Below are 19,971 nucleotides of genomic sequence, written 5' to 3'. Positions count from 1 at the left end.
CGGCCGCGCACCTTCCCAATTGAACGGATTACCCTCCCCATGGCATCTACCGCCGACATCAAGAATGGCGTCGTCCTCAACATCGATGGCCAGCTCTGGGCCGTCATCGAGTTCCAGCACGTCAAGCCGGGCAAGGGTGGTGCATTCGTTCGCACCAAGATGAAGAACGTCGTCAGCGGCAAGACCGTGGACCGTACCTTCAACGCCGGCGCCAAGATCGAGACCGAGAACGTCGACCGCCAGGACTTCCAGTACTTGTACGCCGACGGCGACTCCTACGTCTTCATGGACGTCTCCGACTACGACCAGATCCACGTTCCGGCCGCGGTCGTCGGCGACGCCGTCAACTTCATGCTCGAGAACCAGAACGTCACGATCGCCCTGCACAACGGCAACCCGCTCTACGTCGAGCTGCCGGCATCCGTCGTGCTGGAAATCACCTACACCGAGCCCGGCCTCCAGGGCGACCGGTCGACCGGCGGCACCAAGAACGCCACCGTCGAGACCGGCTACCAGATCCAGGTTCCGCTGTTCCTCGAGCAGGGCACCAAGGTCAAGGTCGACACCCGCACGGGTGACTACCTCGGTCGCGTCAACTAGTGAGCGCTCGCACCAAAGCGCGCAAGCGCGCCATCGACATCCTCTACGTCGCCGATGTGCGTCAGATCTCTATCGCGGAATCCCTCGCGGCCGAGGCGGAGCGCGCGGTCAGCGAGCCGGCACGGCAGGCTTCCTGGCTCTACGCCCGGGAGATCGTCGACGGCATCGTCGACCACCGCGAAGAGATCGACGAACTGATCGAGACCTACTCGCAGGGCTGGACCCTGTCGCGCATGCCGATCATCGACCGGGCCATCCTGCGGATCGGCATCTGGGAAATCCTCTACAACGACGCCGTGCCGCACGCGGTCGCCATCGACGAGGCCGTCGAAGCCGCGAAGGTGCTGTCGACGGATGACTCCGCCGGGTTCGTCAACGGACTCCTCGGCCGGATCGCGCAGACCGCACCCTCCGCGTAGGACGAGCCCCGCATAGGACGAGCCGCGGGCCAACACTCGCGGCGTCTCAGGTCGACACGGTGATGCTGGCGACGTTGCCGGCGATCGACGCCCACAGCTTGATGTCGTCGCCGGGCTGTTTCTTGTACGGTCGGCCGATCCGGTCGCGGCAGTCGAAGGTGATCTCGACCTCGAACGCCACCCCGATCGCATAACTGTGCGTCGATGTCCGCGCTCACTTTCACGTAGGACAGGGTCGCCTGGGGCACGAGGCTGACGCCCGTCCCCGCGAAGCCGATATAGCTCGGGTTCAGGCCGGAGACGTTGACCCAGCTGAACAGGTGGCCGGTCGCCTCCGACGCCGCACTGACGGCGGGCCGGTCATCAGTCGAGTTCACCCAGTGGTACCGATAGCGGTGGCTGGCCGGCGGGGCGGCGATCCAGTAGTTCTTGTAGTTGGCCTCCGACGGGATGTAGAGACTGTCCGGCCAGGCCAGGGTGAACTCCGGCCGCTCCCGGAAGAACTGATGGAAGATCGCGTCCCTGTATTTCGCGATGGCCTCCGGCGTCGGCAGGGAATCGGGGCCCGGGAGCTCGAGCTCGCGGTGGACCTCATCGATCTCGCGCCGCCGAAGCTGATCGGGCCGGCCGGGGCGCCCACCTCAGAGGCGACCGGTGACGGCCCCCGGTCTTCGTGATCCGATGTCGACATAATGCGCCTGCTTCCTGCACCTCAACCGCAAAGGGTGTGCACGTCGATGCCGGCAGCTTAACCTCGGGCCGCCGCACCGGCTAGGGCGAGGCGGCGAGGTGCTAGGCTCATGGGCGGAAAGAGACATCCTTTAACAGCCGTCCTGTGAGACGGGGAAGGAGGTCGGTTTGATGGCACGCACCGTGCTCACCCAGGCTGACATCACCCGAGCGTTGACTCGGATCTCACACGAGATCCTGGAGTCCAATCGTGGGCCTGACAATCTCGTCATCCTCGGCATCCCCACCCGCGGGGTCGTGCTCGCCCGCCGCATCTTCGAGACAATCCAGCGGATCGAACCCAGTGCTAAGGATGTCCGCGTCGGCTCCCTCGACGTCACCCTGTACCGCGACGACCTCACCCGCACTCGCACGCGCACCCCGGCGCCGACCCAGGTTCCCGGCAGCATCGACGGCAGGACCGTGGTGCTCGTCGACGACGTGCTCTACTCGGGCCGCACCATCCGCGCCGCGCTCGACGCGCTCGGCGACCACGGGCGGCCCAGCATCGTTCGCCTGGCCGTGCTCGTCGACCGGGGCCACCGGGAGCTGCCGATCAGGGCCGACTTCGTGGGCAAGAACCTGCCCAGCTCGACCGAGGAGCGGATCAACCTGCACCTGGCCGAAACCGACGGCGACGAGTTCGTGAGCATCGAAGGGGGCGACGAAGCATGAGGCACCTCCTGTCGACGAAGACGATCACCCGGGACGAGGCCATCGCGCTCCTCGACATCGCCGAAGACATGGCGGATGTCGCAGGCCGCGAAGTCAAGAAGCTCCCGACCCTGCGCGGCAAGACGGTCGTCAACCTCTTCTTCGAGGACTCGACCCGCACCCGGATCTCGTTCGAGGCGGCCGCGAAGAGGCTCAGCGCCGATGTGATCAACTTCAGTGCCAAAGGATCGAGCGTGTCGAAGGGCGAGAGCCTGAAAGACACCGCGCAGACCCTCTCCGCGATGGGCGCCGACGCCGTCGTCATCCGCCACCACGCCTCCGGGGCGCCGCTGGTGCTGGCCCAGAGCGGCTGGATCGACGCCGGCATCATCAACGCCGGCGACGGCACCCACGAACATCCCACCCAGGCGCTGCTGGACGCGTTCACCATCCGCCGTCGCCTGCACGGGACCGCTTCGCGCGGCAAGGACCTCGACGGCGTCACCGTGACCATCGTCGGGGACATCCTGCATTCCCGCGTCGCCCGCTCGAACCTGTGGCTGCTGACCACCCTCGGGGCCCGGGTCAGTTTCGTCGCTCCGCCGACGCTCCTGCCGGCGGACACGTCCGCCTGGCCGGCGACCTTCGGCTTCGACCTCGACACCGCGATCGATGCCGGTCCGGATGTGGTCATGATGCTGCGCATCCAGGCCGAACGGATGAGCGCGTCCTTCTTCCCCAGCCCTCGGGAGTACGCCCGCGGCTGGGGTCTCAACGACGAGAGGTTCGCCCGGCTCCGGGCGGATAGCATTGTCATGCACCCCGGCCCGATGAATCGCGGCCTGGAAATATCGTCTGCCGCGGCCGATTCGGCCCGGTCGACCGTGCTCGAACAGGTCGCCAACGGCGTGTCAGTGCGGATGGCCGCGCTGTACCTGCTTTTGTCCGGCGACCGGGAGGATTCGTAGATGCCGAAGGAAAACGCGGCCAGGCAGGAATACCTGATCCGAGGGGCGACCCTGCCGGACGGTTCCCGCACCGACATCGTGCTGGCCGGCGGCCGCATCGCCGAACTCGGGTCCGGCCTGTCCCGGGCGGGGGCGGCGACGGTCGACGCCGACGGGCTGATCGCCCTGCCGGGCCTCGTCGACCTGCACACCCACCTGCGCGAGCCCGGCTCCGAGCAGAGTGAAACCGTGCTCACAGGCAGCCAGGCCGCCGCCCGCGGCGGTTTCACCAGCGTGTTCGCGATGGCAAACACCTCCCCGGTGCAGGACACGGCCGGGGTCGTCGAGCAGGTGCTCGCCCTCGGCGAGCAGGCCGGCTACGTCACCGTCCAACCGATCGGGGCGGTCACCGTGGGACTGGCCGGCGAACGACTGGCCGAGCTCGGCGCCATGGCAGCCAGCCGCGCCCGGGTGCGGGTCTTCTCCGATGACGGATTCTGCGTGGCCGATCCGCTGATCATGCGCCGCGCCCTCGAATACGTGAAGGCGTTCGACGGCGTGATCGCCCAGCACGCCCAGGAACCTCGCCTCACCGAGAAGGCGCAAATGAACGAGGGGGCCCTGTCGGCCGAACTCGGACTCACCGGCTGGCCCGCCGTCGCGGAGGAGTCGATCATCGCCCGCGACGTGCTCCTCGCCGAACACGTCGGGTCGCGCCTGCACGTCTGCCACGTCTCGACCGCCGGATCCGTCGACGTCATCCGCTGGGCGAAGGCCCGCGGCATCGACGTGACCGCCGAAGTCACCCCGCACCACCTCCTGCTCACCGAGGAGCTCGTCGTCGGCTACGACGCCCGCTTCAAGGTCAACCCGCCGCTGCGGCGCCGGGAAGACGTGGAGGCGCTGCGCGCCGGCCTCGCCGACGGCACCATCGACATCGTCGCCACCGACCACGCGCCGCACCCGGTCGAGGCGAAGGACTGCGAATGGGACGCGGCGGCCAACGGCATGGTCGGCCTCGAGTCCGCCCTCTCCGTGGTGCACGCCTCCGTGGTGGCGGGCGGCCACCTCGACTGGGCCGACGTGGCCAGGGTGCTCTCGCACACCCCCGCCCGGATCGGCCGTCTCGCCGGCCAGGGCAGGCGCACCGAGGTGGGCGCCCCGGCCGAACTCACGCTCTACGACCCGGCGGCCAGCCGCGTCTTCGGTACCGCAGACCTGTCCGGCAAGGGCGTGAACTCGCCCTACCTGTCGATGACCCTGCCCGGCCGCGTGCAGGCCACGTTCCACCACGGCCACCCGACGGTACTGGACGGCGCCCTGCGCCCGGCGGCGGAGATTGCGGCCGCTCGACTCGCACAGACTCAGTGGGAGCGCCGCCATGGATAGGCTCGTCCCCACCGTCATCATCGTGGCCGTGCTGCTCGGCCTGGTCACGCTGATGTGGCGAAGCTGGCGCACGCGCACCCGGCGGGATGCCGCACTGGCGGCCGGCCACCCGGGCACCGGCGCCGACGAGGCCGAGCTCGCCGCGGCGCCGGTGCTGTACGTGGCGACCACGCCGCGCTCCCGCCCGCTCGAACGGCTCGCGATCCGGGGACTCGGCTTCCGGGCCCGGGCCCGCCTCACGGTCACCGCCGCCGGCGTGGACCTCAGCCTGGCCGGCGAGGAGCCGGTGTTCATCCCGGCCGCTGCCATCGACCTGCTCACCCCTGCCACCCTGACCATCGACCGCGTGGTCGAGACCGACGGCCTGCTCCTGCTGGGCTGGCGCCTGCACCGGCCCGAGACCGCGCCCGCGCCGGAGGCCGACGAGGTCGTCTCCGTCGACAGCTACTTCCGCATCCCCGACCCCATCGATCGAGACCGCATCACTGATGCGATCCGATCCATCGCAGCCGGCGCCGCCGGCCCGGCTGCACGCGACGAAAGTGAGGCCTGACGTGGCCAACCCAGCAGAAACAGCCGACCGGGCGCGCGCCGCGAAGGCGCCCGCGGTGCTCGTGCTCGAAGACGGCCGGCGCTACGTCGGCCGCGCCTACGGCAGCCGGGGCCGGACCCTCGGTGAGGTCGTGTTCGCCACCGGGATGACGGGGTACCAGGAGACCCTGACCGACCCGTCCTACGCCGGTCAGATCGTATTGATGACGGCGCCGCACATCGGCAACACCGGCGCCAACGACGAAGACATGGAGTCCCGGAAGATCTGGGTGTCGGGCTTCATCGTGCGGGAGCCCTCCCGGGTCAGCTCGAACTTCCGCTCCCAGCGGAGCCTCGACGACGATCTCGAGTCCGGCGGCGTGGTCGGCATCAGCGGCATCGACACGCGTGCGATCACCCGGCACATCCGCTCTGAGGGCGCGATGCGCTCAGGCATCTTCTCCGGCGAGGACTTCTCGCTCTCCGACGGCGAACAGCTCGACCTGGTGCGCCAGGCACCTTCGATGCGCGGCCGCAACCTCTCCGACGAGGTGTCCACGGTCGAGCCCTACTCGATCCCGGCCGTGGGGGAGCGGATCGGGTCGGTCGCGGTGCTCGACCTCGGCGTGAAGACCTCCACCCTCACCTTCCTGGCCGAACGCGGCTTCGAGGTGCTCGTGCTGCCGCAGTCGGTCACCTCGGAGCACGTGCTCTCGCTCAAGCCCTCCGCCCTGTTCTTCTCGAACGGACCCGGCGACCCCGCCGCCTCGGACGCGCACGTGCGGCTGCTGCAGGAGGTGCTCCGGGCCGGCGTCCCGTACTTCGGTATCTGCTTCGGCAACCAGCTGCTCGGCCGCGCCCTCGGCTTCGGAACCTACAAGCTGCCCTTCGGCCACCGCGGGATCAACCAGCCCGTGCTCGACAAAACCACCCGGCGGGTCGAGATCACCTCGCAGAACCACGGCTTCGCCGTCGACATGCCCACCGAGGGTGTGCACGAGTCCCGCACCGGCTTCGGCCGGGTGGAAGTGAGCCACTACAGCCTCAACGACAACGTGGTCGAAGGCATCCGTTGCCTGGACATCCCCGCGTTCTCGGTGCAGTACCACCCGGAGGCCGCCTCCGGCCCGCACGATGCAAACTACCTTTTCGATCGGTTCAGGGATGTGGTGCTTGCCCACCACAAGGCCGCCGGAGCAGGAGAAACCAAATAATGCCCAAGCGCGACGACATCAACAGCGTCCTTGTCATCGGCTCCGGCCCGATCGTGATCGGCCAGGCCTGCGAGTTCGACTACTCCGGCACCCAGGCCTGCCGCGTGCTCCGCGAGGAGGGCGTGCGGGTGATCCTGGTCAACTCCAACCCGGCCACGATCATGACCGACCCCGACTTCGCCGACGCCACCTACATCGAGCCGATCACCCCGGAGATCCTCGAGACGATCATCGCCAAGGAGCGTCCGGATGCCATCCTCCCGACCCTCGGCGGGCAAACGGCCCTCAACGCCGCCATCCAGCTGCACGAACGCGGCATCCTGGAGAAGTACAACGTCGAACTGATCGGCGCGAGCTTCGAGGCGATCCAGAAGGGCGAGGACCGCCAGGTCTTCAAGCAGCTCGTGCTCGACGCCGGCGCGGACGTCGCCCGCTCACACATCGCCCACACGATCGAGGAGGCCGTCGGCTTCGCCGCCGACCTCGGTTACCCGCTCGTCGTTCGCCCCTCGTTCACCATGGGCGGCCTCGGCTCCGGCTTCGCCTACGACGAGGTGGAACTGCGCCGGTACGTCGGCGACGGCCTGCACCACAGCCCCACCAGCGAGGTGCTCCTGGAGGAGTCCATCCTCGGCTGGAAGGAATACGAACTCGAAATGATGCGCGACACGGCCGACAACACCGTCGTCGTCTGCTCGATCGAGAACGTCGACCCGGTCGGAGTGCACACCGGCGACTCGATCACCGTCGCGCCGGCGCTCACCCTGACCGACCGCGAGTACCAGCACCTGCGCGACATCAGCATCGACATCATCCGCGCCGTCGGCGTCGACACCGGCGGCTGCAACATCCAGTTCGCGGTCGACCCGGCCACCGGCCGCGTGATCGTGATCGAGATGAACCCGCGGGTGTCACGGTCCTCGGCCCTGGCCAGCAAGGCGACCGGTTTCCCGATCGCGAAGATCGCGGCCAAGCTCGCCCTCGGCTACCGTCTCGACGAGATTCCGAACGACATCACGAAGGTCACCCCGGCCAGTTTCGAACCGACGCTCGACTACGTCGTGGTCAAGGTTCCGCGCTTCGCGTTCGAGAAGTTCCCCGCCGCCGACCAGCGCCTGACCACCACCATGAAATCGGTCGGCGAGGCCATGGCCATAGGCCGCAACTACGCCAGCGCACTGCAGAAGGCGCTCCGCTCGCTGGAGAAGCGCGGCTCCTCGTTCCACTGGGGCCCCGAGCCCCGCACGCTCGAGGAACTGCTCGTCGCCGCGGAGATCCCCACCGACGGGCGCATCGTCACGGTGCAGCAGGCGCTCCGCAAGGGCGCCAGCATGGAGCAGGTCTTCGAGGCCACCAAGATCGACCCCTGGTTCATCGACCAGATCGTGCTGATCAACGAGGTCGCCGACGAGGTCGCCGCCGCGGACCGGCTCGACACAGACATCCTGCGCACCGCCAAGGACCACGGCTTCTCCGACGCCCAGATCGGCGAACTCCGCGGCTTCGGCGAGGCCGACGTGCGTAAGGTGCGTCACATCCTCGGCGTGCGCCCGGTATTCAAGACCGTCGACACCTGCGCCGGCGAGTTCCCCGCGCTCACCCCGTACCACTACTCCAGCTACGACGAGGAGACCGAGGTCGTGCCCAGCGACCGCAAAAAGGTCGTCATCCTCGGCTCCGGGCCGAACCGGATCGGCCAGGGAGTCGAGTTCGACTACTCCTGCGTGCACGCCTCCTTCGCGCTGTCCGAGGCCGGCTACGAGACCATCATGATCAACTGCAACCCGGAGACCGTGTCCACCGACTACGACACCTCCGACCGCCTGTACTTCGAGCCGCTGACGCTCGAAGACGTGCTCGAGATCATCCACGCCGAAAGCCAGAGCGGCGAACTGGTCGGGGTCGTCGTGCAGCTCGGCGGCCAGACCGCGCTGGGCCTGGCCAAGGGCCTCCAGGCGGAGGGCATCCCGATCCTCGGCACCACTCCGGATGCCATCGACCTCGCGGAAGAGCGGGGCCTGTTCTCCGGGATCCTCGCCGCCGCGAACCTGCTCGCCCCCCGCAACGGCACGGCGATCGACTACGCCGGGGCCGTCGTGGTCGCCGAGGAGATCGGTTACCCGGTGCTCGTGCGCCCGAGTTACGTGCTCGGCGGACGCGGCATGGAGATCGTCTACGACAGCCTCTCGCTGGCCGACTACTTCACCCGGATGGAGGGGCAGGGCATCATCGGCCCATCGCATCCGCTGCTCGTCGACCGGTTCCTCGACGACGCGATCGAAATCGACGTCGACGCCATCTACGACGGCCACGAGCTGTACATCGGCGGCGTGATGGAGCACATCGAGGAGGCCGGGATCCACTCCGGCGACTCGAGCTGCACCCTTCCGCCGGTGACGCTCGGCCGGGCCGAAATCGACCGCGTGCGCGTGGCCACCCTCGCCATCGCCGAGGGCATCGGCGTTCGCGGCCTGCTCAACGTGCAGTTCGCGATCGGAGCCGGCGTGCTCTACGTGCTCGAGGCGAACCCCCGCGCCTCCCGCACCGTGCCGTTCGTGGCCAAGGCGCTCGGCATCACCCTGGCCAAGGCCGCCGCCCTGATCATGGTCGGCAGGACCATTGCCGAGCTCAAGGCCGAGGGCAAGCTGCCGCTGATCGATGGTTCCCGGGTGCCGATGGACTCGCCGGTCGCGGTGAAGGAAGCCGTGCTGCCGTTCAACCGGTTCCGCACCCACGACGGGACCGTCGTCGACTCCGTGCTCGGCCCGGAGATGCGCTCGACCGGCGAGGTCATGGGCATCGACCGCGACTTCCCCCGCGCCTTCGCCAAGAGCCAGCTGGCGGCGTACGGCGGGATCCCGCTCAGCGGGACCGTGTTCGTGTCGGTCTCCGACCGGGACAAGCGCGCCATCATCCTGCCCATGCTGCGGTTCCAGCAGCTCGGCTTCGAGATCATGGCTACCGAGGGAACCGCCGAGGTGCTCCAGCGCAACGGCATCCGGGCCCGCGTCGTGTCCAAGGTCAGCGAAAAGGGCGAAGACGACGTCTCGATCGTGGAGCTGATCCAGCGCGAAGAGGTGGACATCGTCATCAACACCCCGAGCGGACGCTCCGCCCGCGCCGACGGCTACGAGATCCGGGCCGCCGCCGTGGCCGGCGACCTGCCCCTGTTCACCACGATCGCCGAACTCAGCGCGGCGGTCGGCTCGATCGACGCGATCCGGGACGGCTTCGAGGTGACCTCGCTGCAGGACTACGCCGGCACCCGCGCGGCGGCTCTGCAGGCGGCGGCGCTGTGATCCCAGCCCCGGCGAGCCCGACGCCGGTGACCGACGGGGTGGTCCCGTTCGGCGACCGTCTACGGCGTGCCTTCGACGCGCACGGGCAGCTCTGCGTGGGCATCGACCCGCACTCCTGGCTGCTCTCCGACTGGGACCTGCCCGACTCCGCCGCCGGGGTGGAGGCGTTCGGTCGCACGGTCGTCGAGGCCGCCGCCGGCCGCGTCGGGATCATCAAACCGCAGGTCGCGTTCTTCGAGCGCTTCGGTTCCGCGGGGTTCGCGGCACTCGAGCGCATCCTCGCGGATGCCCGTGCGGCCGGCCTGCTCGTCATCGCAGACGTCAAGCGGGGGGACCTCGGCACCAGCGTCGAAGCGTACGCCCAGGCCTGGCTGGCCGTCGGGTCCCCACTCGAAGTCGACGCCATCACGGTCAGCGCCTACATGGGAGTCGGCTCCCTGGACGCCGCCATCGACCGGGCGGCCGAGGGCGGGAAGGGCATGTTCGTGCTCTCGGCCACGTCAAATCCCGAGGCCGCGCTGATCCAGCGTGCCATCGTCGCCGACGGGCCGCGGGCAGGCCGGAGCGTCGCCCGGGCGATCCTGGACGAGGTGGAGGAGCGCAATATCGCCGCCACGAAGGGCCCGCTCGGCTCGATCGGCGTCGTCCTCGGCGCGACCCTGGACCTCGCCGGATTCGGCATCGACGTGGCGGCCGCTCCGCTGGTGGCGCTCACCCCGGTGCTCGCGCCGGGCTTCGGCCACCAGGGCGCCGACGTCGCCAATATCAACGCGCTGTATGGCGGGTACGCTCAAGGCGTTATCGTGAGTGAATCGCGCAGCGTGCTCGGAGCCGGTCCCGACCGGCTCGTCGAGGCGATCGTGCGCCGAGTAGCTGAAACAGGAGCGGCCCGTGGCTGAGAATCGCCCCATCCCACCCGAAGTCGACCGAGTGGCGGCATCCCGCGCCGCCGTCGCGGCCCGTCGTGCCCGAGCGGCCGTCAAGTCCCAGGTCGCGGCCGGTGAACGCACCGCCCTCGAGGTGCTCGCCGCCGCGGTGAAGGACCCGACCGGAGTCGAAGGCCGACTGCGCGTCACGGAGCTGCTGGTCAGCATCCCGTCGATCGGAGTCACCAAGATGCGCCGCCTGATGGACAGGCTCGAGATTTCGCCGTCGAAGCGCCTCGGCGGCCTCGGCACGCACCAGCGCGAGCGCCTGCGGGACTTCCTCTCCACGAAACCGACCGGACGTCGCGGCGCCGCCGATTCGCGGCTCGTCGTGCTCGCCGGTCCCACCGCGGTCGGTAAGGGCACGGTGGCCGGTTACATCCGGGAGCACTACCCCGAGGTGCTGCTGTCCGTGTCGGCGACGACCCGCAAGCCGCGCCCGGGCGAAGTCGAGGGCGTCAGCTACTACTTCGTCGACGACGCCGAATTCGACCGGATGGTGGAGGAGGGCGACCTTCTCGAATGGGCGAAGGTGCACAACGCTTACCGGTACGGCACGCCGCGCGGGCCCGTCGACGAGGCCATCGCGGTCGGCCGCAGCGTGCTCCTGGAGATCGACCTCCAGGGTGCCCGGTCCGTGCGCCGCGCCATGCCGGAGGCCCGCCTGGTCTTCCTGCTCCCGCCAACCTGGGAGGAACTGGTGCGTCGGCTGATCGGGCGCGACACCGAGGATTCCGCCGAACAGGCCCGCAGGCTGGAGACCGCGAAGCTCGAACTGGCCGCCCAGGGGGAGTTCGATTACAGCGTTGTGAACACCGACGTGGCCGAAGCGGCCCGCGAGGTCGTAGACTTGATGCAGACTCGCAGGGCGCAGTCGGTTTCTTAGCGCCCGTCTCACGTCGTTTCCTCGCGTCAGAACTGATGCGCACGCAGTCATTTCGCTGCACGAAAAGCTCTAAAGGAGTGTGACCCAATGGCCACCAAGCTAACAGGCATCATTGACCCGCCCATCGACGACCTCCTCACCAAGGTCGACTCCAAGTACGCCCTCGTGATCTTCGCGTCCAAGCGTGCCCGCCAGATCAACGACTACTACGCGGACCTGCACGAAGGCAGCCTGTTCGACAACGTCGGACCGCTCGTCGACTCGACCGTCGACGACAAGCCGCTCTCCGTCGCCCTGCGCGAAATCAACGAGGACAAGCTCACCTCCCGTCCGATCGTCGAATAACCGCTCCGCCACGCTCGAGCGCGCAGGATGTCGTCAGCTCGCACGATCGTCGTCGGTATAACCGGCGGCATCGCTGCGTATAAAGCCGTCAACGTCGTGCGCGCTTTCGTGTTGGCCGGGCACTCCGTGCACGTGGTCGCGACCGAGGCCGCCCTCCGATTCGTCGGGAAGCCGACGCTCGAGGCCATCTCCCGCAACCCCGTGCACACCGACCTCTACGAGGGCGTCGCCGAGGTGCGGCACGTTGCCATCGGTCAGTCGGCAGACCTCATCGTCGTCGCGCCGGCCACCGCGAACACCATCGCGAAGCTCGCCGCCGGCCTGGCCGACGACCTCCTGGGCAACACCATCCTGGCCAGCACGGCGCCGCTCGTGATCGCGCCGGCCATGCACACCGAGATGTGGAACAACCCCGCCACGGTCGCCAATGTGAAGACCCTGCGCGAGCGCGGTGTCGTGATCGTCGGGCCCGGCGTGGGCCGGCTCACCGGCACCGATACCGGTGCCGGGCGGATGGACGAGCCGGACGCCATCGTGCGGGAGGGCCTGGCCCTGCTCGGCCCCCGGGACCTCGCCGGCCGACGCATCGTGATCAGCGCCGGCGGCACCCGGGAACCCCTCGACCCGGTGCGTTTCCTCGGCAACCGATCCAGCGGCCGCCAGGGCGTCGCCCTCGCTGAGGCGGCCTGGGCCCGCGGGGCATCCGTGACTCTCGTCGCGGCCCACCTCGAGGTTCCGCCGCCCGCCGGTGTCGACCTGCGCTCGGTCAGCACTGCGCTCGAGCTCCAGGCTGCGGTCCAGGACGCCGCACGGACGGCCGACGTCGTGATCATGGCGGCCGCCGTCGCCGATTACCGGCCGGCCGAGCTCCGAACCGACAAGATCAAGAAGGACGAGACCGGCGACACGCTGCGGCTCGACCTGGTCAAGAACCCCGACATCCTCGCCGGCCTCTCCGCGGCAACGCCCAGGCCGGCCGTCATCGTCGGATTCGCCGCCGAAACCGAGGCCGACCCGGCAGCGCTGCTCGCGCTGGGACGGCACAAGATCGCCCGGAAGGGCTGCGACTACCTTGTCCTCAACAGGGTCGGCTGGTCGCAGGGGATCGCCACGGAGAGTAACGACATCGTCGTGCTCGATCGGCGCGGAGATATAGTGAATGAGGCTTCCGGCACGAAATTGTCGGTGGCCAATTCCATTCTTGACGTGATCGTCCGGGCAGGCACGCCGGATCACCATTCTTCCGATTGACGAGAGCACGGCTCTCCTGAAACAGAGACGGGCCCGATGAGCGATCTTCGCCTCTTCACCTCCGAGTCGGTCACCGAGGGCCACCCGGACAAGATCTGCGACCAGATCTCCGACAGCATCCTCGATGCGCTCCTGACCGAAGACCCGCACAGCCGCGTCGCCGTCGAAACCCTGGTCACGACGGGACTCGTGCACGTTGCCGGCGAGGTGACGACCGAGGCCTACGTCGAGATCCCGTCGATCGTGCGCAAATGCATCACCGATATCGGCTACGACTCGTCGGACGTCTGGTTCGACGGTCGGTCCTGCGGTGTGGAGATTTCCATCGGCGGACAGTCCCCGGACATCGCCCAGGGCGTCGACGAGGCCTTCGAGCGCCGTGAGCAGTCCAGCCTCGACGACTACGACCGCCAGGGCGCCGGTGACCAGGGCATCATGTTCGGCTATGCCACCCGGGAAACCCCCGAGCTGATGCCGATCCCGATCTGGATCGCCCACCGCCTCGCCGAACAGCTGGCGGCCGTGCGCAAGTCCGGCGAGCTCGAGTACCTGCGTCCCGACGGCAAGACCCAGGTCACCATCGGCTACGACGGCATCATCCCGCGCACGGTGGAGACCGTGGTGCTCTCCACCCAGCACTCCCCGTCCGTGTCGACGGAGGTGCTTCGCGCCGAGGTCGAGGAACTCGTCATCCGGCCCGTGCTGGCCCGCGTCGAACTCGACTCCTCCGATCTCACCACCCTGATCAACCCGACCGGCCGGTTCGAAATCGGCGGCCCCCAGGGAGACGCCGGGCTGACCGGGCGCAAGATCATCATCGACACCTACGGTGGCTCGAGCCGGCACGGCGGGGGAGCCTTCAGTGGCAAGGACCCGTCCAAGGTGGATCGTTCGGCGGCCTACGCCATGCGCTGGGTAGCGAAGAACGCCGTCGCGGCCGGCCTGGCCGAGCGCCTGGAAATCCAGGTCGCCTACGCGATCGGCAAGGCCTCGCCGGTGGGACTGTACGTGGAAACGTTCGGTACCGGCGCCTTGCCCGACAAAGACATCACCGCCGCCATCCGTGAGGTTTTCGACCTGCGCCCCGGTGCCATCATCGCCTCGCTCGACCTGCTCCGGCCGATCTACGCCCAGACGGCGACCTACGGCCACTTCGGCCGGGAGCTGCCCGACTTCACCTGGGAGCGGCTCGACCGCGTCGACGACCTGAGAAGCGCAGCACGGCTCTGACTGGTCAGGGGCAGGGCGGACAGGGCAGCGCAGGGCATTCGGTGACACGCACCGGCCTCGTGGCGCGGGTGCTGATCGACTCTCCACTCCCGCAACTTGACCACCTCTTCGACTACAGCATCCCGGCCGAGCTCGCCGCGGATGCGGTGGCCGGCGTGCGGGTCAAGGTGCCGTTTCGCTCATCCGGCCGGGTGGCCGACGGGTACCTGATCGAGGTCATCGACGCGGCGGCGCCCGACACGGGCGGCTCCGACGCGGACTTCCACGGCAAGCTCAGCCCCATCGAGGCCGTCGTCTCGTCGGTGCCGGTGCTCACGCCCGAGGTCTGGAAGCTCGCCCGGCGGATCGCCGACCGCTCCGCCGGGAACGCGAGCGACGTCATCCGACTGGCCTGCCCGCCCCGGCAGGTGCGGGTGGAGAAGGCGTGGCTGGCCGCGCAGGCGCCGGCCGCCGAGGCGAACCCCGGGCCGGCGAACCCCGAGCCGGCCGGGCCGTCGGACGTCCCGTCGCGCCCGGCCGACGCGCGCTTCTCCGAGTACGGGGCCGGCGTGCTGGAGGAGGCCATCGCAGAGAGCCGCCGCCTCGCTGTCGCCGCGGTGCCGAGTCTGGTCGCCCTGCCGGCGGGCCCGTCGATCGGGCACTGGGCGCAGACCCTGGCGGAACTGGCCGTCGCCACCCTCGAGACCGGCCGAACCGCCATCCTGGTCCTGCCGGACTACCGCGACCAGGACCAGGTGCAGGCGGCGCTCGACCTGCTCGCCCCGGCCGGCTCGGTCAGCCGGGTGGATGCCCGCCAGCCGAATCCCGACCGGTACCGCGCCTTCCTGGCCTGCCTCGGCGCCGCGCCGCGGATCATCCTCGGCAACCGCTCCGCCGTCTACGCGCCCGCCGCCGACCTGGGGCTGATCGCGCTCTGGGACGACGGCGACCCGCTGCACTCCGAGCCGCTCAGCCCGTACGCGCACTCCCGCGATGCGGCCCTCGTGCGCCAGGAGCAGTCCGGCTGCGCCCTCGTGCTGCTCGGCCACTCGCGCAGCGTCGAGGCCCAGCGCCTCGTCGAGCTGGGCTGGCTGGCCGAGGTCCATCCGGCGACGGGCCGGCACCCCCACGTCATCCCGACCGAATTCCAGGCCGCCGACGACCAGTACGCCCGGGCCGCCCGCATCCCGTCCGCCGCCTGGCACACGGCCCGTCAGGCGCTCAAGCAGGGCCCCGTGCTCGTGCAGGTGGCCAGCCCCGGCTACGCGCCCATGCTCGCCTGCCAGGGCTGCCAGAAAGCGGCCCGGTGCACCCGGTGCCAGGGCCCGCTCGGCCTGGCCTCGGTCGGCGCGACCCCGTCCTGCCGCCTGTGCGGCGCACTCGCCGCCGACTGGACCTGCGTGCACTGCACGGGCCGCATCTTCCGCATCGCCACGATCGGCGCGGGGAGGACCGCGGAGGAGCTCGGCCGGGCCTTCCCCGGCGTGCGCATCATCATCGCCGACGGCGACCACCCCATCCAGCACCTCGGCGCCGAACCGGCCCTGGTGATCGCGACCAGGGGCGCCGAACCGATCCCCGCAGGCGGCTACCGGGCCGTGCTGCTCCTCGACGGGCAACGGATGCTGGCCCGGGAGTCCCTGCGGGTGGGTGAAGACGCTCTGCGCTGGTGGTCCAACGCCGCGGCCCTCGCCGCGCCCGGCGCCGCCGTGATGCTCGCCGAGGTGGGCGGGGCACTCGCCCGGGCGATGAGCACCTGGCAGCCGGAGGGCTTCGCGGCCTCCGAGCTGGCCGACCGGCGGCAACTGCGGTTCCCGCCGGCGGTGCGCGCGGCATCCGTCACCGGCGCCGCCGCCGATGTGGACGCGGCGCTGGCCGAACTGGCCGAGATCCCGGGCGTTGACGTGCTCGGACCGGTCGGCACGGAGCCGCCCCTGGTGCGCGCGATCGTGCGCTTCGCCTACTCCAGCGGTGACGACGTGGCCGGTGCGCTCAAGGCCCAGGTGGTGCGCAACGCCGCCAGGCGCCGCCGTCCGAAGGGCGCCGCCTTCCGCGCGGCGCCTACACTCAAAGTACGATTCGACGACCCGGAGCTGCTCTAAATGAAACTCGTCTTCGCGGGCACCCCGCAGGTCGCCGTCCCCAGCCTGACCGCCCTGGCCGACTCCGGGCACGAGATCGCCGCGGTGATCACCCGGGAGGATGCCCCGCTCGGGCGGAAGCGCGTGCTCACCCCCTCGCCGACGGCCGCTGCCGCTGCCGCGCTCGGCATCCCGCTGATCAAGGCCAACCGGCTGGGCGACGCGGCCACGACCGAGATCGCAGCCCTGCGGCCCGACCTCGGCGTGATCGTGGCCTACGGCGGCCTGGTGCGGGAACCTCTGCTCTCCGTGCCCCGTCTCGGCTGGATCAACCTGCACTTCTCCCTGCTGCCGCGCTGGCGCGGAGCCGCCCCCGTGCAACGCGCCGTGATGGCCGGCGACGACGAGACCGGCGCCGCCGTCTTCCAGCTCGTCCGCGAACTCGACGCCGGACCCGTCTTCCGCACGCTCGCCGAGCCCATCGGCCGGCACACGACCGCCGGGGGCCTGCTCGAGTCCCTGAGCTTCAGCGGGGCCCGGCTCCTGCGCACGGTCGTGAACGAGCTCGCCGCCGGCACGGCGCGGGCGGCCGAGCAGCACGGCGAGGTCACCCTCGCCCCCAAACTGACCCTCGAGGACGCGCAGATCGACTGGTCGGCTCCCGCCGCCTCGGTGTACAACCGCGTGCGCGGGGTGACGCCGGAACCCGGCGCGTTCACGATCGTGAACGGCGCCCGGCTGAAACTCCTCGCGGTCGCGCCCAGCTACGGCGCCCAGCCGCAGGCGGCCGGCGTGATCCGCGACATCGACAAGCACGTGCTGGTGGGAACGGGGACCGAGCCGCTCGAGCTCGTCACCGTGCAACCGGCGGGAAAGACGGCAATGAAGGCAATCGACTGGTGGCGTGGCGTAGCGGCGACGGAGGTGGTCGCCTCATGAGCGGCGCAGATCGCCCCGAGCGGCCCCGGGCCCAGTCCGGCTTCGTTCAGCCGGCCAGGCGCGTGGCCTACGAGGTCATCGCCGCCGTGCGCGAATCCGACGCCTACGCCAACCTGCTGCTGCCCACGCGGATCAAAAGGGCCGCGCTGAACACGGCGGATGCGGCGCTGGCCACCGAGCTCACCTACGGCACCCTGCGCATGCAGGGGTTCTACGACCGGGTGATCTCCGAGGCCGCCGGCCGGCCGGTCAGCGCCATCGACCCCGCCATCCTGGACGTGCTCCGCCTCGGCGCCCACCAGCTCCTCGCCACCCGGGTCGCCACCCACGCTGCCGTCAACGAGTCCGTCGAGCAGGCCCGCCAGGTGGGGTCCCGCGCCGCGACCGGCTTCTGCAACGGCGTGCTGCGCACGATCTCGCGCACCAGCGCCGAGGAATGGCGCGAACGCATCCTCGCCCAGTCGACGAGCGCGGATGATCGCCTCGCCGCCGAGTACTCCCACCCGGCCTGGGTGGTCCGTGCCTTCCGGCAATCGCTCAAGGCCGAGGGCCGCGAGAGCGAGCTCGAGGAACTGCTGGCCGCCGACAACGCTCCGCCGCGGGTGAACATGGTCGCGCTGCCCGGCCTCACCACCGCGGAGGACACCGCGGGGCTGGGCGTTCCGGACGCCTTCTCGCCCACCGGATTCGTGCTGGCCGGGGGAGACCCCGTGCACATCATGAACGACCACGAGGGACGCATCCGGGTGCAGGACGAGGGCTCCCAACTGGCCGCCCTCGCCCTCAGCCGCGCGCGGCCCGTGCAGGCGGGCGAACGCTGGCTCGACCTCTGCGCCGGCCCCGGCGGCAAGGCGGCCCTGCTGGCCGCCGAGGCCATCGCCGCCGGCGCCGAGCTCGTCGCCAACGAACTCGTCCCGGCCCGGGCCACCCTCGTGCGGAAGGCGCTGCAGGCCGTCCCGGCCGCTGTGCCCGTGTGGGAGCAGGACGGCACCGCGTTCGCCGACACGCACCCGGATTCCTTCGACCGCATCCTCCTCGACGCGCCGTGCACCGGACTCGGCGCGCTCCGCCGCCGCCCGGAGGCACGCTGGCGCAAACAGCCCAGGGATGTCGCCGAGCTCTCCGATCTGCAGTCGGGCCTGATCGAGGCTGCGCTCGGGGCACTGAAGCCCGGCGGCATCCTCGCCTACGTCACCTGCTCCCCGCACACCGCCGAGACCCGGGGGATCGTGGCGACCGCGCTCAAGAAGTGGGCCGGCAGGGTGACCGCCCTCGACACCGCCGCCGTGGTGCAGGGCCTGAGTCGCTCGCCGCTCGACCTCGCCGGGCCCGAAACGAGCGTGCAGCTCTGGCCGCACCGGCACGGCACCGACGCCATGTTCATCACCCTGCTGGAGCGCACCGCCTGAACCGACTCGCCATCCCCCCGCCGAACTGTGAGTTTGGCACCTTCCCGGACTCCGGGAAGGTGCCAAACTCACAGTTCGGCGAGGGGGGAGCGCGGGGGATGGGGGGGCGGGGGAACGGGTGGATAGGGTTGAGGCATGCCGACACGGATCAATCCGAGCATCCTCGCCGCCGACTTCGCCAACCTCGAGCGGGAGCTCGGGCGCATCGCGTCCGCCGACCTCGTGCACGTGGACATCATGGACAACCATTTCGTGCCGAACCTGACCTTCGGCCCGCCCGTGGTCGAACGTCTGCTGCAGGTGTCGCCGCTGCCCTTCGATGTGCACCTGATGATCGAGAACCCCGAGCGCTGGGCTCCGGGCTACGCGGAGGCCGGCGCCTTCTCGGTGACCTTCCACGCCGAAGCGAGCCCCGATCCGGTCGCCCTCGCCCGGCGGCTGCGCTCGATCGGCGCGCGCGCCGGGATCGCCCTGAAGCCGGGAACGGACGTGGAGCCCTACCTCGAGCTTTTGGCCGAATTCGACCAGGTGCTCGTGATGACCGTGGAGCCCGGCTTCGGCGGCCAGAGCTTCATGGCGTCGACGATGCCCAAGCTCAGCCGGCTCGCGGAGGCCGTGCGCTCCAGCGGCCTGGACGTCTGGCTGCAAGTCGACGGCGGCATCACAGAGGAGACCATCGTGATCGCCGCCGAGGCCGGCGCCAACACGTTCGTGGCCGGCTCCAGCGTCTTCAACGCCGCGGATCCGGCCGAGCAGATCGCCCGCCTGCGGGCCGCGGCGGACGAACACACCCACGCGCACTAGTACCCTGTAAGGGTGAAGACTTTCGACGACCTCTTCGCTGAGCTCAGCGACAAGGCACTGACCAGGCCAGAGGGCTCCGGGACGGTGCGCGAGCTGGATGCCGGCGTCCACGCCATTGGCAAGAAGATCGTCGAGGAAGCCGCCGAGGTCTGGATGGCGGCCGAATACCAGAGCGACGATGAAACCGCGGAAGAAATTTCGCAGCTTCTGTACCACCTGCAGGTTCTCATGCTGGCCAAGGGTCTGTCCCCGGCCGACGTCTACCGACATCTGTGACACGGACACCAGTGACACGGACACCAGTGACACGGACACCAGTGACACGGACACCAGTGACAC

General features: G+C 69.8%; 19 protein-coding genes. 18 read left to right on the top strand and 1 reads right to left on the bottom strand.

Features of this window, described 5'->3' with window-relative positions; translation table 11 throughout:
- Positions 1-39: 39 nt before the first annotated feature.
- Positions 40-600, top strand: coding sequence for an elongation factor P (gene efp, locus BLQ39_RS04455; protein ID WP_092322047.1), 561 nt, complete (start codon positions 40-42; stop codon positions 598-600).
- Positions 600-1,019, top strand: a complete 420-nt coding sequence (gene nusB / locus BLQ39_RS04450; protein ID WP_092322046.1) for a transcription antitermination factor NusB — start codon at positions 600-602, stop codon at positions 1,017-1,019. The genes efp and nusB overlap by 1 nt, the downstream gene beginning before the upstream one ends.
- 46 nt (positions 1,020-1,065) lie before the next feature.
- On the opposite strand, the gene BLQ39_RS16075 is transcribed toward nusB, so the two are convergent.
- Positions 1,066-1,200: a hypothetical protein gene (locus tag BLQ39_RS16075; protein ID WP_256332698.1), complete on the bottom strand. Its 135-nt coding sequence runs from the start codon at positions 1,198-1,200 to the stop codon at positions 1,066-1,068.
- Between the two features lie 677 nt (positions 1,201-1,877).
- Between BLQ39_RS16075 and pyrR the strand changes: the two genes are divergently transcribed.
- From pyrR to BLQ39_RS04370, 16 genes are all read left to right on the top strand, one after another.
- Positions 1,878-2,423, top strand: coding sequence for a bifunctional pyr operon transcriptional regulator/uracil phosphoribosyltransferase PyrR (gene pyrR / locus BLQ39_RS04445; protein WP_092322044.1), 546 nt, complete (start codon positions 1,878-1,880; stop codon positions 2,421-2,423).
- On the top strand, positions 2,420-3,370 hold the full coding sequence (locus BLQ39_RS04440) for an aspartate carbamoyltransferase catalytic subunit (RefSeq protein WP_092322042.1): 951 nt from the start codon (positions 2,420-2,422) through the stop codon (positions 3,368-3,370). Before pyrR ends, BLQ39_RS04440 begins: the two co-directional genes overlap by 4 nt.
- Positions 3,371-4,738, top strand: a complete 1,368-nt coding sequence (locus tag BLQ39_RS04435) for a dihydroorotase (protein WP_092322041.1) — start codon at positions 3,371-3,373, stop codon at positions 4,736-4,738.
- The gene (locus tag BLQ39_RS04430) at positions 4,731-5,291 is read left to right on the top strand and encodes a PH-like domain-containing protein (protein ID WP_092322040.1); all 561 of its coding nucleotides are present in this window, start codon (positions 4,731-4,733) and stop codon (positions 5,289-5,291) included. The genes BLQ39_RS04435 and BLQ39_RS04430 overlap by 8 nt, the downstream gene beginning before the upstream one ends.
- A gap of 55 nt (positions 5,292-5,346) precedes the next feature.
- A complete protein-coding gene (carA, locus tag BLQ39_RS04425) occupies positions 5,347-6,483 on the top strand; it encodes a glutamine-hydrolyzing carbamoyl-phosphate synthase small subunit (protein ID WP_092322130.1) in 1,137 nt (378 codons plus the stop codon).
- The gene (gene carB, locus BLQ39_RS04420) at positions 6,483-9,782 is read left to right on the top strand and encodes a carbamoyl-phosphate synthase large subunit (RefSeq protein WP_092322039.1); all 3,300 of its coding nucleotides are present in this window, start codon (positions 6,483-6,485) and stop codon (positions 9,780-9,782) included. Before carA ends, carB begins: the two co-directional genes overlap by 1 nt.
- Positions 9,779-10,681 (top strand): orotidine-5'-phosphate decarboxylase, encoded by a 903-nt coding sequence (gene pyrF / locus BLQ39_RS04415; protein WP_241977100.1) that lies wholly within the window; start codon positions 9,779-9,781, stop codon positions 10,679-10,681. Before carB ends, pyrF begins: the two co-directional genes overlap by 4 nt.
- Complete coding sequence (gene gmk / locus BLQ39_RS04410) at positions 10,674-11,594, top strand: guanylate kinase (RefSeq protein WP_092322038.1); 921 nt, start codon at positions 10,674-10,676, stop codon at positions 11,592-11,594. The genes pyrF and gmk overlap by 8 nt, the downstream gene beginning before the upstream one ends.
- 87 nt (positions 11,595-11,681) lie before the next feature.
- Positions 11,682-11,939, top strand: a complete 258-nt coding sequence (gene rpoZ, locus BLQ39_RS04405) for a DNA-directed RNA polymerase subunit omega (RefSeq protein ID WP_092322037.1) — start codon at positions 11,682-11,684, stop codon at positions 11,937-11,939.
- Between the two features lie 27 nt (positions 11,940-11,966).
- The gene (gene coaBC, locus BLQ39_RS04400; RefSeq protein WP_092322036.1) at positions 11,967-13,190 is read left to right on the top strand and encodes a bifunctional phosphopantothenoylcysteine decarboxylase/phosphopantothenate--cysteine ligase CoaBC; all 1,224 of its coding nucleotides are present in this window, start codon (positions 11,967-11,969) and stop codon (positions 13,188-13,190) included.
- Between the two features lie 36 nt (positions 13,191-13,226).
- On the top strand, positions 13,227-14,420 hold the full coding sequence (gene metK, locus BLQ39_RS04395) for a methionine adenosyltransferase (RefSeq protein ID WP_092322034.1): 1,194 nt from the start codon (positions 13,227-13,229) through the stop codon (positions 14,418-14,420).
- A gap of 41 nt (positions 14,421-14,461) precedes the next feature.
- Positions 14,462-16,501, top strand: coding sequence for a primosomal protein N' family DNA-binding protein (locus BLQ39_RS04390; protein WP_092322033.1), 2,040 nt, complete (start codon positions 14,462-14,464; stop codon positions 16,499-16,501).
- Positions 16,502-17,419: a methionyl-tRNA formyltransferase gene (fmt, locus tag BLQ39_RS04385; protein ID WP_092322031.1), complete on the top strand. Its 918-nt coding sequence runs from the start codon at positions 16,502-16,504 to the stop codon at positions 17,417-17,419.
- Positions 17,416-18,828, top strand: coding sequence for an RsmB/NOP family class I SAM-dependent RNA methyltransferase (locus BLQ39_RS04380; RefSeq protein WP_092322030.1), 1,413 nt, complete (start codon positions 17,416-17,418; stop codon positions 18,826-18,828). The genes fmt and BLQ39_RS04380 overlap by 4 nt, the downstream gene beginning before the upstream one ends.
- Positions 18,829-18,963: 135 nt before the next feature.
- Positions 18,964-19,632 (top strand): ribulose-phosphate 3-epimerase, encoded by a 669-nt coding sequence (gene rpe / locus BLQ39_RS04375; RefSeq protein ID WP_092322028.1) that lies wholly within the window; start codon positions 18,964-18,966, stop codon positions 19,630-19,632.
- A gap of 12 nt (positions 19,633-19,644) precedes the next feature.
- Positions 19,645-19,908, top strand: a complete 264-nt coding sequence (locus BLQ39_RS04370) for a phosphoribosyl-ATP diphosphatase (RefSeq protein ID WP_092322027.1) — start codon at positions 19,645-19,647, stop codon at positions 19,906-19,908.
- Positions 19,909-19,971: the final 63 nt, after the last annotated feature.

The organism is Cryobacterium psychrotolerans (assembly GCF_900101115.1).
Lineage (GTDB): Bacteria > Actinomycetota > Actinomycetes > Actinomycetales > Microbacteriaceae > Cryobacterium > Cryobacterium psychrotolerans.
The sequence above is the reverse complement of the archived record's forward strand: the minus strand, read 5'-3'. Positions and strand labels throughout refer to the sequence as shown.